Origin of the sequence: Bradyrhizobium sp. U87765 SZCCT0048 (genome assembly GCF_018131225.1) — a bacterium.
Lineage (GTDB): Bacteria > Pseudomonadota > Alphaproteobacteria > Rhizobiales > Xanthobacteraceae > Bradyrhizobium_A.
The window spans coordinates 1,152,529-1,170,794 of the sequence record NZ_JAFCMM010000002.1 but is presented as its reverse complement, the minus strand read 5'-3'; the positions used below and the strand labels follow the sequence as shown (position 1 = coordinate 1,170,794).

Annotated in this window: 19 protein-coding genes; 10 read left to right on the top strand and 9 right to left on the bottom strand. The window is 65.2% G+C overall.

Features of this window, described 5'->3' with window-relative positions; translation table 11 throughout:
• Positions 1–88: 88 nt before the first annotated feature.
• The 4 genes from JQ639_RS18410 to JQ639_RS18395 all read left to right on the top strand — a co-directional run bounded on the left by JQ639_RS18410 (position 89) and on the right by JQ639_RS18395 (position 4,442).
• The gene (locus JQ639_RS18410) at positions 89–694 is read left to right on the top strand and encodes a hypothetical protein (protein ID WP_198669277.1); all 606 of its coding nucleotides are present in this window, start codon (positions 89–91) and stop codon (positions 692–694) included.
• Positions 695–807: 113 nt separating this feature from the next.
• Positions 808–2,004, top strand: a complete 1,197-nt coding sequence (locus JQ639_RS18405) for an ABC-three component system protein (RefSeq protein ID WP_137901410.1) — start codon at positions 808–810, stop codon at positions 2,002–2,004.
• A gap of 3 nt (positions 2,005–2,007) precedes the next feature.
• Positions 2,008–2,508 carry a three component ABC system middle component gene (locus JQ639_RS18400; protein ID WP_137901409.1) on the top strand — a complete coding sequence of 167 codons (501 nt, stop codon included), beginning with the start codon at positions 2,008–2,010 and terminating at the stop codon, positions 2,506–2,508.
• Positions 2,505–4,442, top strand: a complete 1,938-nt coding sequence (locus tag JQ639_RS18395) for a DUF3732 domain-containing protein (RefSeq protein ID WP_162006109.1) — start codon at positions 2,505–2,507, stop codon at positions 4,440–4,442. Before JQ639_RS18400 ends, JQ639_RS18395 begins: the two co-directional genes overlap by 4 nt.
• Positions 4,443–4,592: 150 nt before the next feature.
• On the opposite strand, the gene JQ639_RS18390 is transcribed toward JQ639_RS18395, so the two are convergent.
• The 4 genes from JQ639_RS18390 to JQ639_RS18375 all read right to left on the bottom strand — a co-directional run bounded on the left by JQ639_RS18390 (position 4,593) and on the right by JQ639_RS18375 (position 8,686).
• The gene (locus tag JQ639_RS18390; RefSeq protein WP_232824134.1) at positions 4,593–4,880 is read right to left on the bottom strand and encodes a thermonuclease family protein; all 288 of its coding nucleotides are present in this window, start codon (positions 4,878–4,880) and stop codon (positions 4,593–4,595) included.
• Positions 4,881–5,011: 131 nt separating this feature from the next.
• On the bottom strand, positions 5,012–6,265 hold the full coding sequence (locus tag JQ639_RS18385; protein WP_116968893.1) for a tyrosine-type recombinase/integrase: 1,254 nt from the start codon (positions 6,263–6,265) through the stop codon (positions 5,012–5,014).
• Positions 6,266–6,396: 131 nt separating this feature from the next.
• Entirely contained in the window at positions 6,397–7,011 is a 615-nt protein-coding gene (locus JQ639_RS18380; RefSeq protein WP_211967542.1) for a JAB domain-containing protein, read from the bottom strand.
• Positions 7,012–7,138: 127 nt separating this feature from the next.
• Complete coding sequence (locus JQ639_RS18375; protein WP_249123329.1) at positions 7,139–8,686, bottom strand: amidohydrolase family protein; 1,548 nt, start codon at positions 8,684–8,686, stop codon at positions 7,139–7,141.
• Between JQ639_RS18375 and JQ639_RS35690 the strand changes: the two genes are divergently transcribed.
• The 3 genes from JQ639_RS35690 to JQ639_RS18360 all read left to right on the top strand — a co-directional run bounded on the left by JQ639_RS35690 (position 8,630) and on the right by JQ639_RS18360 (position 12,589).
• Positions 8,630–9,790: a helix-turn-helix transcriptional regulator gene (locus tag JQ639_RS35690; protein WP_349644750.1), complete on the top strand. Its 1,161-nt coding sequence runs from the start codon at positions 8,630–8,632 to the stop codon at positions 9,788–9,790. The genes JQ639_RS18375 and JQ639_RS35690 overlap by 57 nt on opposite strands.
• Positions 9,791–9,894: 104 nt before the next feature.
• A complete protein-coding gene (locus tag JQ639_RS18365; protein ID WP_211967538.1) occupies positions 9,895–11,115 on the top strand; it encodes a nitrilase-related carbon-nitrogen hydrolase in 1,221 nt (406 codons plus the stop codon).
• Between the two features lie 37 nt (positions 11,116–11,152).
• Complete coding sequence (locus JQ639_RS18360; protein ID WP_211967536.1) at positions 11,153–12,589, top strand: amidase; 1,437 nt, start codon at positions 11,153–11,155, stop codon at positions 12,587–12,589.
• Between the two features lie 74 nt (positions 12,590–12,663).
• On the opposite strand, the gene JQ639_RS18355 is transcribed toward JQ639_RS18360, so the two are convergent.
• From JQ639_RS18355 to JQ639_RS18345, 3 genes are read right to left on the bottom strand one after another with little or no spacing between them, the layout of a single operon-like run.
• Entirely contained in the window at positions 12,664–13,599 is a 936-nt protein-coding gene (locus tag JQ639_RS18355; RefSeq protein ID WP_211967535.1) for an MFS transporter, read from the bottom strand.
• Positions 13,596–13,841 (bottom strand): hypothetical protein, encoded by a 246-nt coding sequence (locus JQ639_RS18350; RefSeq protein WP_211967533.1) that lies wholly within the window; start codon positions 13,839–13,841, stop codon positions 13,596–13,598. The genes JQ639_RS18355 and JQ639_RS18350 overlap by 4 nt, the downstream gene beginning before the upstream one ends.
• On the bottom strand, positions 13,838–14,581 hold the full coding sequence (locus JQ639_RS18345) for an SDR family NAD(P)-dependent oxidoreductase (protein ID WP_211967531.1): 744 nt from the start codon (positions 14,579–14,581) through the stop codon (positions 13,838–13,840). Before JQ639_RS18345 ends, JQ639_RS18350 begins: the two co-directional genes overlap by 4 nt.
• A 109-nt stretch (positions 14,582–14,690) precedes the next feature.
• On the opposite strand from JQ639_RS18345, the gene JQ639_RS18340 reads away from it, so the two are divergent.
• Positions 14,691–15,317, top strand: coding sequence for a TetR/AcrR family transcriptional regulator (locus JQ639_RS18340; protein WP_211967529.1), 627 nt, complete (start codon positions 14,691–14,693; stop codon positions 15,315–15,317).
• A gap of 21 nt (positions 15,318–15,338) precedes the next feature.
• On the opposite strand, the gene JQ639_RS18335 is transcribed toward JQ639_RS18340, so the two are convergent.
• Positions 15,339–15,989, bottom strand: coding sequence for a TetR/AcrR family transcriptional regulator (locus JQ639_RS18335; protein ID WP_211967527.1), 651 nt, complete (start codon positions 15,987–15,989; stop codon positions 15,339–15,341).
• Between the two features lie 78 nt (positions 15,990–16,067).
• Between JQ639_RS18335 and JQ639_RS18330 the strand changes: the two genes are divergently transcribed.
• Both JQ639_RS18330 and JQ639_RS18325 read left to right on the top strand, forming a co-directional pair.
• Complete coding sequence (locus JQ639_RS18330; protein ID WP_211967525.1) at positions 16,068–16,910, top strand: Rossmann-fold NAD(P)-binding domain-containing protein; 843 nt, start codon at positions 16,068–16,070, stop codon at positions 16,908–16,910.
• The gene (locus tag JQ639_RS18325; RefSeq protein ID WP_211967523.1) at positions 16,903–17,397 is read left to right on the top strand and encodes an anthrone oxygenase family protein; all 495 of its coding nucleotides are present in this window, start codon (positions 16,903–16,905) and stop codon (positions 17,395–17,397) included. Before JQ639_RS18330 ends, JQ639_RS18325 begins: the two co-directional genes overlap by 8 nt.
• Before the next feature lie 37 nt (positions 17,398–17,434).
• On the opposite strand, the gene map is transcribed toward JQ639_RS18325, so the two are convergent.
• On the bottom strand, positions 17,435–18,262 hold the full coding sequence (gene map / locus JQ639_RS18320) for a type I methionyl aminopeptidase (RefSeq protein WP_211967521.1): 828 nt from the start codon (positions 18,260–18,262) through the stop codon (positions 17,435–17,437).
• Between the last annotated feature and the right edge of the window lie 4 nt (positions 18,263–18,266).

Genomic DNA, 18,266 nt, shown 5'->3' with positions numbered 1-18,266 from the left:
TGCCCACTTGGCTTAAATAGGAAATGGGCTAAGGTAAGTCAGCTTAAATAACGAGGCCTGATGAGAAGTGGGAGGCTACAGCCAGCGCGTGCGCGACAGCATTCTGCCCCTTTCGGTGGCCGACACGCTGCCTGCCGCCTTCGCCGAGTGGTCCTTCACCGAAAACACGGTCGACCACGAGACACCGATCGAGACATGCGAACTGTGCGGCCAGCAGGACCTCAGATATCACTTCGAGATCGCCAACCCATATACCGAGGCAGCGCTCTGGGTCGGCTCACATTGCATACTTCAATTCGACGTCGCCGTCATGGAGAATGGCCGGCGCCTTTCGCCCGAGGAGGCAAAGCGCCATCTGGCCAAACTTACCCAGCGGATGCAACTGGAGTCCTGCATCCGTGCGCTGGAACAGCTCGCCACGAAGGAGGTCAACCCGGTGCTGTCGGGCGCGCTCGACTACTACCGGCGCAACAAGAAGCTCACGCCCAAATATGCCGCCGTGGTGTTCTGGAAGCTTCGGACGTTTCGGATCGACCACCACCCCTCCTTCTTTCAGGTCGAGCTTCGCCGCGCCCAGCACATCGAGGACCTGCGACAGATGCCGACACGCCGGGTTCATCGCTTCTGGAGCGCGCTGAGCGCGGGACAGCGCCGGAAGGCGGTGGAACTCGGACATACTCCCCCAGATGAATGATGGGGGACAGGACTGGGCATTCTGTATTGCACGAGCGGTCACTTACATTGAAGGTGATCGCTGTAATTACCGAACCGAAGGAATCTTCATTTGAGTAGGGGCCAGAGCCAGGGATGAAGCCAGCCAGCACGCACGAAGCCAGCGCTTCGGCGACTGGCTACCTTTTTCAATGCCGCTACGCCTTGCTCGCCGGTCTTCAGGCTATCGCCAAGTCGCCCCAACTGGAGATTTCGATCGAGAAGTTCGACGATGTGGGGTTCGAGGTCAACGGTGAGCCGACACAGCTTATCCAGACCAAGCACCATGTGGGCAAGCTGGGCAACCTGACGGATGCCAGCGTCGATCTGTGGAAAACGTTGCTCATCTGGACCAAGCGCGTGACGGAAGACGTCGAGGCGCCCTTCAGGATCAAGTTCGTCCTGTTGACGACAGGGTTCGCGCCAGATGGGTCAGCGGCGGCGCTCTTGCGCATGCGCGAACGGGATGAGTCGGCCGCTGATCAGCTGCTCCTGAAGACCGCTGCTTCATCCAAGAACAAGGAGAACGCTGCAGCCTATCAAGCCTACTCGGCGCTGCCGGAAGATTTGCGTCAAAGCATGCTGAAGGCGATCCTCGTTCTCGACGGCTCGCCCAACATCGTCGACGTCGGGGATGAGATCGCGCGCGAGCTCGTTCACGCCGCGCCGCGCGATCAGGTCGACCATCTGGTAGAGCGCCTTGAAGGATGGTGGTTCGGCGTGGTGATCAAGGCCCTCTCCGGAGCAGGCCCTTCGGCCATCCCCGTGCTCGCCATTGACCAGCGGGTCGATGAACTTCGGGAGGAGTTCAGGCGAGACGCCCTGCCGGTCGATTATGCGTCCACCTATCCGTCACCGACGGTCGTCGCCGAACTCGACAAGCGTCCTTTCGTGAAACAGTTGCGAAGGATCGAGGTCGGCCCGCGGCGCGTGGAGTTCGCGATTCGAGACTATTACCGAGCGTCCGAGCAGCGATCGCGCTGGGCGCGCGAAGAGCTTCTCGTAGGTGGCGAACTCGAGAACTATGAGCGGCAGCTCGTGGAAGCGTGGGAGCCGCGCCACGCCGCCTTGGTCGACGAACTCGGCCCGGGTTGCCCGCCCACCGAGAAGGTCGCCGCCGGGCAGCTGCTTTACAAATGGGTGGAGAACGAGGCCCAGTTTACATTGAGAAGCGTTCGGGACCGGTTCCTGACCCACGGCAGCTATCACATACTGTCGAATCGATACGCAGTCGGGTGGCATCCTGAATATCAGAGCGACCAGGATGACCCTTCCGATGACGGGGTGGGCTAATCCATGCAGCCCTGGTCGAACCGCGTCACCGAAGAAGCTTATCTGTTCAATCCGGCTTTCTGCGCCACTTTGCTGGCGAAGACGACTGAAGACTATACGAAGAAGGCGGGGCGGCCGTTCCCGTTTGCTCTCACCTTCCTTATTCTCCCGATCGTTCTGCACCAGGGCACGCGGCGAGCGTTGCCGAGCTCGACAGTGACCTCGCTTTTGCCTTGGATTCAGGACAACCGTGAGCAACTTGTCGACTTCGCGAACAGGGTGACGCGCCTGAGCGCGATCACCCGCGAAGCCGTTGTGTTCGGTGCTCAGCACCAGATCTTGGCGCTGGCGGACAGCGGCGACCTGAGCGTTGGGGCGAAGCGTCAAACCGCGACCGAGAAGCGGACCGCGCTGTTCACCGCAGAAGCCCGCGAGTGCGTCGACCGGGCAGGTTTCTTGGGACGATGGTTTGCCGCCGCGGGCACAACCGCAACAATCTACGCCGCGTGGGGGGTGACACCGTGAGTCTGCAAATTGCCAAGCTCATTCTCTACAGTCGCCGGGGTGAAGTTCGCGAGGTCGTGTTCAGACCCGGCGAGCTAAATATACTGACCGGCGGCTCAAAAACCGGCAAGTCAGCGATAATCGACATCATCGATTACTGTACGGGCCGCAGCGAATGCAACGTCGCGGATGGCGTGATCCGCAAGTATGTCGGCTGGTATGCTTTGCTGTTTCAAATTGGCGACGGACAGATCTTCATCGCCCGTCGCAACCCCGATGTCGGCGATCGAACGAACGGCGATATCTACATGGACCGAGGGTCGAGCATCGAGACACCGTCGGAGTCCGCCCTGTTCAAAAACACGACGGTGGGCGCAGTAGAGAAGTTCCTCGGCGCCGCGATCGGCATCAGCGAGAACGAACATCGACCTCCGACCCCAACCCGCGACCCGCTGGAGGCAAACTTCCGGCACGCGCTGTTGCTCTCCTTCCAAGACCAGAACGACATCGACAGCAAACAGCGCCTGTTCCACCGGCAAGGCGAGGACTTCGTCAGTCAGGCCATCAAAGATACGTTGCCCTATTTCCTTGGGGCCGTGGATGAAGACCGCCTATTCAAGCAATCCCAGCTCGATCAGGCCAAACGCGAACTACGTCAGCTAGAACGCCAGCTCCGCGACGCGGACGCCCTTGATAGCAGCACGTACCCGCGTGCGCGCGCCCTTGTCGACGAAGCCAAACAGGTGGGACTTATCGACGAGCGGACTGTCGCGCTCACCTACGAGGCGGTCCTTGCGGTTCTTCAGCGCGTGGTGCGTGACACCGGCGTGCGCGACAATTTTATGGTGGGTGACGGCGAGGACGTGCTGGCTGGCCTACGCGCTGAACGCCAGGGTCTTCGAACCGAACTCGAGAGGGTCAACGCCGAGATTCGATCGACCCGGACGTTTACGTCGGAGACGAGTGGCTACGAACGTGAAGCAAAAGAGCAGCGAGCTCGCTTGAGCTCCGTCGGCCTGATCAAACATGGCGATCACGATTCCGCTCATTGCCCGCTGTGCGAAAGCCAGCTTCCCGTGCCGGCGCCGACCGTGGTGCAGATGCAGCGCTCGCTTCAGGAGCTCAGCGATCAACTCGAGGCGGTTGAGGCTGAGAACCCGCGGCTTCAGCTCAGATTGGCGTCGCTCAATCGCGAAGAGGCCGACATCGAGCAGCGTCTGCGGGAAAACCAGCAGCAGATTGCGGCGCGAATGAGGGAGAACGAGATCCTCCGCGTTCAACAGGACAGCTTCATTCTACAGGCGCGAACAACCGGAAAGATCACTCAGTATGTCGAGACCGCCAGCACCGCCGACACCAGCTCAGGGCTGAAATCGGCCATCGCGGCAAGCCGGATTCGGGTTGCGGCGCTGGAGCGGGAGCTCGACGCCGAAGCGATGAAGGAAAAGCTTGATGCCTTCTTGAACATTATCGGCCGCTACATGACCCAGTATTCTGACGATCTGGAACTGGAGCACCGAGGTAGCCAGCTAAGGCTCGACATCAGGGCCCTGACGGTCGTCGCTGATACTCTTGACGGTCCGGTCCCTTTGTTCCGGATGGGAAGCGGCGAGAATTGGGTCGGCTACCACGTCCTGGCACACCTGGCTCTCCATAAATGGTTTCGTCAAAAGAAGCGTCCCGTGCCGGGGTTCATCATTTTCGACCAGCCATCTCAAGCTCACTATCCACCGGACCGCGATGCGGAAGGTTCAATCGACGGGCTTTCCGACGAGGACCAGACCGCCGTGCTGCAGCTCTTCAAGCTGGCGGCCGATGCAGCGGCCGAACTCGCGCCGGAGCTGCAGATCATCATCATGGATCACGCAGACCTAAAGCCGGAGTGGTTCGCAACGGCGGTGATCGAGCGATGGAGGAAGGGCGAGAAGCTCATTCCCGCGAGCTGGTTACAGTGAGTTTGCGGGATCAGCCCGCGCGGGGTCGGCGATGGCCGGCATGTTGCTTCGGCACCGAGGCAGTATCTCATCGTCTGTGCGAAGCGGGTCCACAGGAGCTTGGACGCTCGAGCGACAGCGGGTGAGCCTAGGGAGCTACAGGTTCTCGGGCTAGCGGCCGCCCTGAGGCGCGCCGATCTGCCGCAACAATGTTCCGATCGATCGTCCGCTGATCTGGCAGACGGCGATGACGCGGTCATAGACCTGCACGCGGCCATTGCGGCCACGCACCGCGGTGCAGAAGGCCCCGCGGCCGAGAGCGACATCTTCCAGTGCTGCCTTGGCACGCGCTCCGATTGGGGCGTGAAGCTCGGGCGCATCGAAATCCGCCAGGCGGACCTCGATCCAAGTCGTCGGATCTGGGGAATCGCCGACGCACAGGCCGTCGCCGTCACCCACGTAACGGACCTGGCCCGAAAAGGAGTGACCGGCGCGAGTGGGGACCGGTGCTGTGCACGGATCCGCAGCTGCCGGGGTCGCAGCCGCCCCAGCGGCCAAGACGCACGCCACGATCATAAGTACGCGCGAGATCACGCCGCCTGCTTCGCTGGCCGGCGGACGGGCTTCTTGGCCAGCATGGTGCGGGCGAACTTGTCCCAGCGCGCCATGCCAGCTCGCTTCTCTGGCATGTAGTTCCAGCGGTCGTAGCTCTTGGAGCTAACGTCCTGCAGCGCATGGTTCTGAATGCGATCGCGGATTTCCTTCGGCACGCCAGCCTTGCCTGACAGCGTCTTCCACGTTCGCCGCAAGTCGCGATTGGTCACGACCGGGATGACGCCGCGGTCGCGCTGGCGCCACATAAAGGCATAGAGCGTCCCATGGCTGACGGGCTTCGATGGATCCTTCGCCGAGGGGAAGAACCACCCATGTTCGTTCGGCTTAATGGAATCGAGAAGCTCCGCCGCCAAGGACGGAACAGGGACCGCATGAGGCTTGCTGTTCTTGGTTTTTGACCAGTCGAGAATTCGTTCGCGGGAATCCCACTGATCCTTGTGAAGGCGCGCGATTTCCTCGACCCGCTGGCCCGTGAGCATCAGGATCTGAACGGCCCGCAGATAGGGCGGGTGCACCGGCACGTCGGGGCATTCGAGCCATCGCCAGAGCTGGACAAACTCATCTTCGTCCAGCCACCGGGACCCGACGACCTTAGGCTCAGTCGGGATACCTGCCGCCGGATTGTAGACCAGTCGAAATCGGCGCGGCGACGTGTTTCGATAGTCGTGCTCCGATTTCATTCCCCAGCTGTAAGCTGCGCGGATGTAGCAGCGGACGTGGTCCGCCATGGCAGGGGCCCCACGCTCAAAGATCGGGCGGAGCACCTCCGTCACCTCGTCCGGCTCGATCTCCCGGGCAAGGCGGTTGCGCCCAAGAGTGTCGGCTACCTTGTTCAGTCCTTTCTCCGTTTCCTTCCAGGACGGCTTACCTGCTTCTTTGAGCGAGGCGACGTAGGCTTCGAAAAGGTCGGCGACGGTTCCGGGCCGAGCATCGGTGACGATCTTGATGCTCCGACCCTTCTGGATCGCGTCCGCGAAGTCGCGCTTGAAAACCTCTCGGGCTGCGGCGAGCGACATCGATGGATAGTCGCCGAGTTTCGCCTTGATCCGCTTACCGTCGCGCCATTGCTGGGCCATCCATTCCGCCAGCACCCGCTTAGGCATCGGCCGCACGACGAGGACCAGGCGGCCCACGCCGCGTCCCTCGCCGTCGGCCAGGGACTTCTGCTTTCCGGTCAGTTCGACGTCCTTGATGCTGCGCCGGATCGCGCCATCGGTGAGGCTGCCCATGCTACGTCTCCCGAAAACTGAGGGCGGTAGTCAGTCGGTTATTGGGGTCGGAATGTGCTCCGATCCCCCAATTACCGCCCTCAGTTTGCCCCAGTCACCGGAAGCTTTTCAAGCCCAAAAATCGTGGTGTTTCAATGTGCTTGGGCGTGATCGAGCGTGATCGATGTGGGTCTAGTAGGATGGTTATGGACCAGGATCACCGCGGTGGCGGAGAGCTCCAGTCCGCGCTTGACGACCTCGCGGGGGTAGACCGGGGTATGGTCGATGGTGCCGACCTGCTGCACCTCGTCGGCGATCAACTGGTTGCGCTTGTCGAGGAACAGGACACGAAACTGTTCCTTGTCGGCGAATGCCATCACGGTGCGGCAGTAATCGACGACGTCGCTCCACGACGACAGCGCGGTGCGCTTCTTGAGCTGGCCCTTGGCGATGCGTCCGGCCGCGGCGGCGATCAGCTGCAACTCGCCGATCACCGCGTCGCCGACGCCGTCGATCTCGCGCAGCCGTGCCGGCGGCGCATGCACGGCTTCGGCGAACGAGCCGAAAGCGGCGAGCAGGGTCTTGGCGAGCGGCTTGACGTCGCGGCGCGGCAGCGCGCGAAACAACACCAGCTCCATCATCTCGTAGTCGCTGAGGGCATCGGCACCGGCGTTGCGAAAACGCTCGCGCAGCCGTTCGCGATGGCCGTGGTAATGCGGCGTGTCGGCCGGCTCGGGCGATCGGGCGGTATCATCGGTGCTGGACATGAAGACTGGCACGCGCTCCCGGCAAGGCCTCCACCTTGCCGCAGCGTATGGCATTTGCAACCGGCAAATGCGGACGGCGCGCCGCCGGATGCCAGGATGGGCATCCGGCGGGGGTCGTCAGGGCAGATCAGGCCGATGCCGCGGCCAAGGGGGCGGTGGTGCGGCCATCCGGCCCGGTCTGCTGGCCGGCGGAAAACACCGTGCGTCCACCGACGATGGTCTGGACAATCTGGATCTGCGAGAGGTCGTCGACCGGCACCTCGAAGGGATCGGCATCCATGATGGCGAAATCGGCATAGCCGCCGACCTCGATCGAGCCGATGCCCTTCCAGCCGAAGATGTCGGCGGCATCCTTGGTGAACATCCGGATCGCTTCAGAACGGCTGATCGGTTGCGAGGACTGCAGATTCTTGCGGCCTGAGCCGGCGATCTCGCAGGTCTCGGCGAGCTGGATCTGCTCGAGAACGCTCTTGGGACCCCAGTCGGTGCCGCCGCCGACCTTGATGCCGTGGTCGAGCAGGCGCCGCATCGGAATGAGATCGCGCAGGGCATGCTCGCCGATCCGCTCGCAATACACGTCGCCCTTGCCCCAGTGGAAGCCCTTGCTGGTGGTGCAGCACATGCCGTGCTTCGCGATGTTGCGCGCGCTGGTTTCATTGACCAGAAGGGCGTGCTGGACGATCCATTTGTTTCGCGCGACCTGCTCCTGCACGCCGAGCTTTTCGACGGTGGCAAAGAAGTCGTCGAAGTCCGGCGGCGTTGCCAGCAGCGCGCTCAGGCGCACGTCGGTGTCCGCACAGTGCCGGACGACCGTTTCCTCCATGTGGCGCGGATAGAACTCGAGGCCGTAGATCTCCCCGCCATAGGGCCCCTTGATGGGCTCGTACATCCGCAGGAAGCCGGGATTGCAGGGGCCGGTCCGGCACAGCAGCACGCCCTCGATGCGCAGCCAGTCGTCGGCGACGTCGGTCGATGCCTTGATGTAGTCGATCACCTCGTGGATCTGTGCATCGGTCGGCTGATAGTGCGGGTCGAACGCCGCATCGGCGACGTCAAGGCCCGCCAGCACGCGGCAAGTCAGTTTGTCTTCCCGCCTCAGCGTCTGGTACGCAGCCAGCTGCGTCATGTTCATCGCATGAATCTCGAAAATACTGGTCACGCCGATGCTGTTCATCTCCGCCATGCCTGCTTGCGCGGCGGCCGGCCAGATCATCGGCGGCGGCGCCGGCAGCTTGCTGAGGATCTGCAGCCAGAACGGATCGCGCGTGTAGTAGTTGGTGACTGCGCCGCGCAGGATGCCGCTGACGCGGTTCTGGCCGTCGCGGTCGATCCAGACGTCGCACACCCGCCTCGGCAGCACTTCCGAGATGCCAAGCTGGCTCAGCGCCATGCTGTTGAGGGCGGCGATGTTGGGCTGCGTCGGCGCGTAGGCCTGGATGATGACGGGATGCTTGTCGGTGGCCTGGTCGAGGCGCCAGCGATTGGGCAGCGTGCCCTCGGGCAGGTCGCGGTACGACCGGCGAAGGAAATAGTGCGCTTCGCCGACCGGCGTGCACATGATCCATTCGCCGGGCGGGGTGACCGCCGCACGGGCGCGGATCCGCGCGATGATGTCGTCATGGGATTGCGCGTCGCTGAGGTCGACCGTTCCGAGCCGCAGGGCTGCGAAATGCATGGCATGCGGGTGGGTGTCGACGAAGCCGGGGAGCACCGTCGCACCCTTGACGTCGATGCGTTCGGTGCGCGCGCTTGCCATCCGTTCCAGCGCGGAGAGCGGGCCGACAGCCGCCACGCGTCCACCGCGGACGAGGAGGGCTTCCTGCGGCGGCGACTGGAAGTCGCATGTCTGGATGCGTCCGCCGTGGAGGAGGATGTCTGCTGGTTGGTCGTTCGCCATGTTGTTTCCTGCCTTGAAAATTCGCGGGTCGATGTTTTTGACAAACATGTCGTCCTGGCACATGCTTGCCAATCATCCTTCGGAGTGACGGTGATGGGAGGCGAACGCGGCGCCTGGCAATCGGGGGCCCGGACAACGGACGGCCATGCGAACGAGCAGATTGCGCGTCGCGTGCCCGCTGCGCCTTGCGTTGCCGCAGCGGACCTGACCCGCGACGGCTCGACGCGCTTGTTCGTCGAGGCGCTGCGCTTCTTCGAGAAGGCGCTTCCGATTTCGAGCAGCTGCTTCTACTGGATCGATGCCGAGTGCAATGCCGTCCATCAGCAGCTGCACAACCTCGACGCGAGCTGGCTGTCGGCTTATCGGGAGGAATTCCATCGCAGCGATCCGCTGCATCCGCGCCGCTGGCTCGCGGAATCCGAGCGCGTCGCCTCGCTGGACGGACTGTCGCGTCTGCGCAACCGCGATGTCCGCAACTATGTCGACAATTTCCTGCTGCCGCAGAATACGCCCCACCAGGCGGAAATCTATTTCTGGCAGGACGATCGCATGGTCGCCGGAATCTCGCTGCTGCGCACCGGCGAGCTCGGCGCCTTCACGTCCACTGAGAAGCACCTGCTGCAGTCGGCGCTGCCGCTGATCGACCTGTCGCTCTCGCTGCTGCCGGAGGTCGCGCGACCAGGCGGCGTGGCGCTGACGCTCACCCGGCGGGAGGCCGAGATCGCGACCATGGTCGCCGGCGGCGACAGCAACAAGGTCATCTGCCGGAAGCTCGGCATCGAATTGCCGACGGTGAAGACCCATCTCAAGCGGATCTTCCAGAAGGCCGGCGTCGGCTCGCGCACCGAGCTGATCAGCAAGCTCTTTCTGGTGGCGCACTGACGCCTGCCGCACGGCGGCCGACCGTCATCCTTGTGGGTGATAGCGGCGCCGGCGCGTTCCTCGCTAGCTTTCCGTCGGGAAGGTCGAGGAGCGCGGGATTGGATATGGCCAATAATAGTGGCGGCGGTGTCGTGACAGCGCAGGGGAGCCGCCGTCCCGTGGCGCCCTATCTTGCGGTCGGCCTTTCGACCATTGCGACAGGGATCGCCGCACGGCGCCACATCCGCCGCAACCTCGAGACCATCGAGGAGGCTATTCATGCGGCGATCTCGGTGTGCGGCATCAACATGCCGGTCAAGCTGGTGGCCCTTGCCGAAGGCGCGCTGACTGGCTTCACCGACGAGATCTTCGACATCCCGCACAAGATCGCCGCGAGCGATCTCTTCATCGATATCCCCGGCGAGGAAACAGCGCATCTGGCGGGGCTCGCGCGGCACTACGGCGTGTATATCGTCGCGCAATGCAAGGCGCGATGGCCCGAGATCATGCGCGATCGCTTCTTCAATACGCTGTTCGTCATTTCGCCGGCCGGGGAGGTCGTGCACAAGGCGGCCAAGAACCACGTCTGGTGCCGGGAGCGCAGCTGCACGCCCCACGATGTCTACGATCGTTGGGTGGCGCACTTCGGCGATGGTCTCGATGCGTTCTTTCCCGTGCTGCGCACGCCGGATATCGGCAACATCGGAACGATCTGCTGCTCCGACGGCGAGTATCCCGAAGCGGTCCGCGCGCTCGCCTTCAACGGGGCGGAGGTCGTCTATCGGCCGTCGGAAGCGATGCCGATGACCGGCAGCAGCTACCCCGGGGGCGGATCCTGGATGATCCAGAACCGGGCGCATGCCGAGTTCAATTCGGTGTTCATGCTCTGCCCCAATATCGGCCCGGTTTATTTGAGCCCAGGTTCGCGGCATCCGGTCGATATCGCCGGCGGCAACAGCCACATCGTCGACTACCGCGGCAACATCATGTCGTATTCGGCATCCGCGGCCAACACGATGACGTCGGCCGTCATCGACATCGAGGCGCTGCGCCAGTTCCGGGCGATGAATCTCAACAGCAACTGGCTCAAGGACATGCGCACCGAGCTGTTCCGCAAGATGTACGACCGCGCGATCCATCCGAAGAACCTGTGGCTCGCGGACGAGCCGGCGGGCCACGCGGCGGTCGACGAGATCTATCGCAGCAACATCGAGAAGCTCTATCAGTCGCGTGTCTGGGAGCGTCCGGCGACCGATCATCGTGGCGCTGTCTTCCAGCCGAGCGACGATCTGCCCGCCGACGAGGCCTGGCAGCGGACGAAGGCACTCTGGCAACCATGGGATTGAACGGCGAACAACCGCCGGCAGATGGGGGAAACAAGGGATGAAACGGGCGGAATATGCGAGCTTCGATGCGGTCGGCCTCGCAAGTCTGGTGGCGAAGGGCGAGGTCACCGAGGCGGAGGTCGTCGCGGCGGCCTGCGATGCGATCGGCCATGTCAATCCGGGCATTCGTGCCGTCGTCGACGATGCGGCGCCGGTGCCGCGCGCCGGCACAGGGACCGGTCGCCTCGCGGGCGTTCCATTTCTGCTCAAGGATCTCGGCGTCTTCCGCGCGGGCGTGCCGTCCGAGGCCGGCAGCCGTCTGTGCCGCGATTTTCGATCCCCGGTGACGTCGACGATCGTCGAACGATATGACAATGCCGGTCTTGTGACGCTGGGGCGAACCAAGAGTCCGGAATTCGGCTTCAGCCCGACGACGGAGCCGCGTCATTACGGCCCCGCTCACAATCCTTGGGATCTGGCGTATTCGCCCGGCGGCTCGAGCGGCGGCGCGGCGGCGGCGGTTGCGGCGGGCTGTGTGCCCGCGGCACATGCCAATGACGCAGGCGGCTCGATCCGCATTCCCGCGTCATGCTGCGGCCTGTTCGGCCTGAAGCCCACCCGCGGCCGCATCCCGGTCGGGCCGGCGTTCGCGGAGGCGGTCTGCGGGCTCGGGGCGGACCACGTGGTGTCGCGATCGGTGCGGGATTCGGCGCTGCTGCTCGATCTGACGCGCGGCCCCGCACCCGGAGATCCCTATGGCGTGTCGACATCCGTCCCGAGCTATGCCGACGGCATCGAGCGCCCGCTCGCGAAACTCAGGATCGGGCTGTGGCACACCGCCTGGTCGGGGGGGCCGCTGGCGCCCGAGGTCGCCGCTGCCCTCGATGGTGCTGCGCGTCTGTGCGCCGAGCTCGGCCATCATGTCGAGCCGATCGCGTTCGATGGTGGTGTGCCGTGGGACGCGTTCGTCGATGCCAATGCCACGGTGTGGTGCGCCAATCTCGCCGCGCTGGTCGATTTCTTCTCGGGCCTGATGCAGCGGCCCATCGATTCCGAGCATCTCGAGGAGCAGAATCTCGTCGTCTATCACTATGGCAAGCAGCGCCTCGCGACCGACCTGCTGGCGACGGCCAACGTCTTCAATGCGGTCTCGCGCGCCATGGGGGCGCTGTTCACGCGTTACGACGTCGTGCTGTCCCCAGTGATGGTCAACACGACGCCGCGTCTCGGGGAGTTCGTGAATTTTCATCAGGGCATGACGGCGATGGAGTGGTGCCGCTGCATTTTCGATCCGCTGCCGTTCACGCCGCTCTTCAATGTCACGGGAGCGCCGGCGGCCTCCGTCCCGTTCGGCTGGGATCGGAAAGGCCTGCCAATCGGTGTGCAGATCGGCGCCGATGTCGGCAATGAGAGCGTGCTGCTGAACCTTGCACGGCAGTTTGAGTTGGCGCAGCCATGGGCGCAGAGGCGGCCCGCGGTCCATGCCGCCAATTGAAGTGACCGCCGCGCCCTGTCATCGCGGGCGCGGCGATACCCGTCAACGTCGGCGTGCAGGATCACCAGGCCGCGTTACCGCGCGATGGATGTCGGCTGCCGCAACGCGATGGCCAGCGCCAGCGCGGTGACCGGCAACAGCAGGCCGAGCGGCCCCCAGCCGATGGCATCGATGCCCCAGCGCGTGACCACGCTGCCGCCGGCCAGCGCGCCAAGCGCGATGCCGAGATTGGCGGCGGCGATGTTCAGCGCCATTGCGAAGGCGGGTGAGGCGCGGCCGGCAAGGGTGACGCGCACCTGGCAGAGCACGACATTCGCGGTCTGGGCCGTGCCCCACACCGCCAGCAGAAGCCCGTGCCATCCCGCATGAGTGGTCAGCGACAGGCCGAGCACGGCCAGAGTCAGGGCCGCGGTTGCGGCCCATGTGGCGCGCAACGGCGCGCGATCGGCGACGAAGGCCGCCGCCGTGTTGCCAAGTATACCGGCGGCGCCAAAGCCGGCGAGGGCGAGCGCGATGCCACGTGGGCCGAGGCCGGCGACCTGCTGGAGCCAGACCGCCAGATAAGCGTAGGCCGCGAACATCGCTGCGAACACGGTGACCGACAGCAGGAGATGCAGCTGGAAAACCGGCGTCTGCAGCAACTGCCATGATCGCGGGGCGGCCGCGCCTGTGCCGGGAATGGTCGGGAGAAGCCAGGCAACGAGGATCGCCGCGATGAACGCACAGGCGGCGAGCGCCACGAACGAAGCCGTCCACACGCCGTTGTCGGCGAGTGCGACGCCGACGGGCAAGGCGATCACCACGCCGGCCGCGAAGCCGGTGTTGGCAAGCCCGAGCGCCCGGCCGCTGCGCTCCGGCGGTGCGAGCCGGGTGACGATCGCAGCGCCGATACTGATGAACACCGGCAATGCCGCCCCCTGCAGGACCCGCATCGTCATCATCACGGCGAAGGTCGGCCATGCCACGGCGACGAGATTGGTGAGCGCGAACAGCAGCAGCGTCGCGATCATGATACGCCGCGGCGGGGCGCCGCGACGGTGAGTGTCAGCGGCGGGCCGAGCAGCGACGCCGACAATGCGAAGGCGCCGACGAGATGGCCCGCGCTTGTGACGGAGACGTCCATGTCATGGGCGAGCAGGGGGAGCAGGCCGACCACGATGAACTCGCTGGCGACAACCACGGTCGTGGCCGCGGCCAGCACGATCAGCGTGACCGTCAGCACCCAGGGCGCCGGCGCGGAGCAGGAGCTCACGCGTTGGCGCCGCCGTCGATGGTCAGGCCGGCGCCGTTGATCGAGCGCCCGGCGGGACCGGCGACGAAGGCTACCAGCTCAGCGACATCCTCGGCGCGGCCGTAGCGCGGGATCGCCATGCGCGAGCGCTGTGCTTCCGCGTGCGCGCCAGCGGCCGGGTTCATGTCGGTGTCGGTAGAGCCGGGGTGCACGATATTGACGGTGATGCCCCGGCCGCCGAGGTCGCGGGCGAGGCCCTGCGTCCAGGCGATCAGTGCCGACTTGCTCATCGAGTACAGGCTCTTGCCGGCATCGGGCACGCGGCTCGCGAGGTTGCTGCCGATCGAGATGATGCGGCCGCCGTCACCCATGTGCCGCGCCGCCGCCTGAGACGCGACGATGACGGCGCGCACGTTCACCGCCAGCGTGGCGTCGATGTCATCGAGGGTGATGTCGTCCAGGGAGCCGGCGCGGAAGATGCCGGCGTTGTTGACGAGGATGTCGAGGCCGCCGAATGCCTGCGCGGCCTGGTCCACGACGGCGCGCACCGCGGCGGGATCGGCGCTGTCGGCCTTGATGGCGAGGGCGCGGCGGTCGAGGGCCTTGAGCTCGGCAACCACTGCCTCGGCGGCCTCCGTCGACCGCTCATAGGTGATGGCGACATCCGCGCCGTCGGCGGCGAGCCGCCGTGCGATGGCGGCGCCGATGCCGCGGCTCGCGCCGGTCACCAGGGCGCGTTTGCCTTGAAGAAGTCCGCTCATGATCAGCTTTCCTGAATTATGTATCGATCGACACAAAATTAGGTGGTTGCATCGGCGAGTCAAGAGAATTATTTATTGATCGATACAGATATCAGGCGGATATGAACTCATGGCCGAACGTGGCCGTCCCAGAGCTTTCGACAAGGAGGCGGCCCTGACCCGTGCGATGGAGGTGTTCTGGCGCAAGGGTTATGAGGGCACGTCGATGACCGACCTCACGCAGGCGATGGGAATCGCCTCGCCGAGCCTCTATGCGGCGTTCGGCAGCAAGGAGGAGCTGTTCCGCGACGCGCTCCGGCATTACAGCGCCACCGAAGGCGAGGAGATCTGGGGCGGCGTGCCCGCCGCGCCGACGGCGTTCGCGGCGGTCGAGAGCTATCTGATGTCGACGGCGCGGGTGTTCACACGGCGCAGCAAGCCGCCGGGCTGTCTCATCGTGCTGTCGGCGCTGCACCCGGCGGAGCACTCCGACAGGGTGCGCCAGACGCTGATCGCCATGCGCGCGGAAGCGGTGACGGGCCTCAAGGAGCGGCTTCAGCAAGGCATTGTGGACGGCGAGATCGTGCCGACGGCCGACATCGCGGCGATCGCGCAATACTACGTCACGGTGCAGCAGGGCATGTCGATCCAGGCGCGCGACGGCGCCAGCCGGCGTGAACTCGAGGCGATTGCCCGCGCCGCGCTGGCGGCGTGGCCGGCGTTGATCGGCGCTGTTGCGCCGGCCGTCGGTGCCTGACGCCTCAACGCGCGGCGTACATCAAGGCTGCGCCAGCGTGTGGCGGGTCATGCGCTTGTAGGCCTCGACCACTTCGCTGCCTTCCGCAGGCTCCAGCGAGATCGCAAGCCGCATCGCCGCTTCGCCCAGTTGCCAGACCATGAGTGCGGTGGCGTCGATGCGCGGGCGCGGCACCGCCGGATGGATGCGCGCCAGGATGGCGCCGAGCAGCGCCGCGCAGGCGCGGCTCTCGGCAAGCTCCAGCGTGCGGAGCTCCGGATCGGCCTGGGTGCCTGACCAGATGTCGCGCATCACGGGCTCGGCGAGAAACAGCGCATAGTACTGATCGATCAGCCCGGCGAACGCGGTTTGCAGGGCCTCGAGATCGTCGACATTCAGGAGCGCGGCCTCGATGCACGTCCGGCTCTCGGCGTGGGTGCGCTCGGCGAGGGCGCGGATGATGGCGCGCTTGTCGGGAAAGTACTGGTACAGCGAGCCGATCGAGATGCCGGCGCGCTGCGCGACCTCGCTCATCTTCATCGCATCGCTGCCGTGGCCGGCGATCAGATCCGACGCAACCGCGAGGATGAGGTCGCGCCGGTCGCGGCTGCGCTGCTGGGCGAGGCTGCGCACGGGTGGATCCGCCTGCGCTTCTGTATCGGCCCGGTCCGGGGCGCGTCGTGGCCTGGGCATCCCGCTTGACTCGCAAAAGATGAGTGTTTATCACTTTTAGAAAGTGAGGACTTCTCACCTTATGTCGAGGGCGGACAAATGGCAAAGCATTCCGGGACATCCACCCTGGTTCTGGGCGCGACGGGAAAAACCGGCCGGCGAATCGTTGCGCGGCTGCAGGCCGCCGGTCATGGAGTGCGGGCCGGCTCGCGGGCCTACGACCCGCCGTTCGACTGGGAGGACCGCGACACCTGGCGTCCGGCGCTTGCCGGCATCAATGCCGTCTATGTCAGTTATCAGCCCGATCTCGCGATGCCGGGGGCGCTCGAGACCGTACAGGCGTTTTTCGCCGAAGCGCTGGCGGCGGACGTGCGCCGGCTGGTGCTGCTGTCGGGCCGCGGCGAACCCGAGGCGGTGATGGCCGAGGACGCGCTGCGCGGTGTGTCCTGCGAGTGGACGATCCTGCGCGCGAGCTGGTTCTGCCAGAACTTCAGCGAGTCCTTCCTGTGCGAGCCGATCGTCGATGGCGAGGTGGTGCTGCCGGCGGGCCTCGCGGCGGAGCCGTTCGTCGACGTCGAGGACATCGCCGAAATCGCGGTCGATGCGCTGACTGGTGCAGGGCACGTCGGCAGGCTCTACGACATCACCGGGCCGCGCGCCCTGACCTTCGCCGACGCTGTCGGCGAGATCGCGGGCGTCACCGGGCGGGATATCCGATTTGCCACGGTGGCGCCGGACGTCTACCGCGCGGCGCTCGCGCAGGTGCCGCTGCCGCCGGGATATGCCGACCTGATCATGTACCTGTTCACGACCGTGCTCGATGGCCGCAACGTCCCGCTGGGGGATGGTGTGATGCAGGCGCTCGGCCGGCCGCCACGGGACTTCTCAGACTACGTCCGGCGCACCGCCACCACCGGCGTGTGGGGAGGCCGTCATGCTTGAGCGCGCGCTCGTGGCCGGGACCTTCGCTGCGGCGATCGGCAGTGGGCTCGTCGCCGGCATCTTCTTCGCCTTCTCCACCTTCGTGATGGCCGCGCTCGGCCGTCTTGCGCCCGATCAGGGCATGGCGGCGATGAACGCGATCAATGTGACGGTGATCAACCCGCTCTTCATGCTGGCCTTCCTCGGCACCGGTGGTCTCTGCCTCGCGCTTGCGCTCGCGTCCTGGGGCAGTTGGGGGCAGGTCGACGGCCTGCTGCTGCTGGCCGCAGCTGTGCTCTACCTGATCGGCTGTGTCGGCGTGACAATGGTGTGTAACGTGCCGCTCAACGACGCGCTCGCCGCGGCGCCGGCGGGTGGCGCGGCGGCGCTGGCGCTATGGGCCGACTATCTCAGGACGTGGACGTTCTGGAACCACGTGCGCACGCTCGCATCGCTCGGCGCGGCGATCGCGTTCGTGGCGGTGCTGATGCTGGGGCGCGATCGCTGATCGCGCCCGGCTCGGCCAGAGCGGTCCGTGCGGCCGCTCAGGCTGCGACGAACGGCGGCTTGTCGACCTTGTTCGGCGATAGCGTGAAGATCTCGACCCCGGTCGCGGTGACGCCGACGGAGTGCTCGAATTGCGCCGACAGCGAGCGGTCGCGTGTCACCGCGGTCCAGCCATCGGACAGGATTTTGACGTGCGGCTTGCCGAGGTTGATCATCGGCTCGATGGTGAACAGCATGCCGGGCTTGAGCACGACGCCTTCGCCGGGACGGCCGACATGGATGATGTTGGGCTCGTCGTGGAACAGGCGGCCGAGACCGTGCCCGCAGAAATCGCGCACCACGCTCATCTGCTGCGGCTCGACGAAGCTCTGGATCGCATGACCGATGTCGCCGGTGGTAGCGCCGGGCTTCACCGCGGCGATGCCGCGCATCAGCGATTCGTAGGTGACCTCGATCAGCCGCTCGGCCTTTCGCGCGATCGAGCCGACCGGATACATCCGGCTGGAGTCGCCGTACCAGCCGTCGACGATGAAGGTGACGTCGATGTTGACGATGTCACCTTCCTTGAGCAGGCGGTCGCCGGGCATGCCGTGGCAGACCACATGATTGATCGAGGTGCAGGTCGAGTAGCGGTAGCCGCGGTACATCAGCGTCGCGGGGAACGCGCCATGGCTAAAAGCGAACTCGCGGACGAAGTCGTCGATCTTCGCGGTCGGAAGGCCGGGCTTCACCAGCGCGACCAGCTCGTCGAGGCACTGCGCCACCAGCGCGCCGGCCTTGCGCATGCCGGCGAACGCCGTCGGTCCATACAGCTTGATCTGGCCGGTCTTGCGCAGGGAGACGTCGGTGGCTTCAACGTAGTTCATCCGG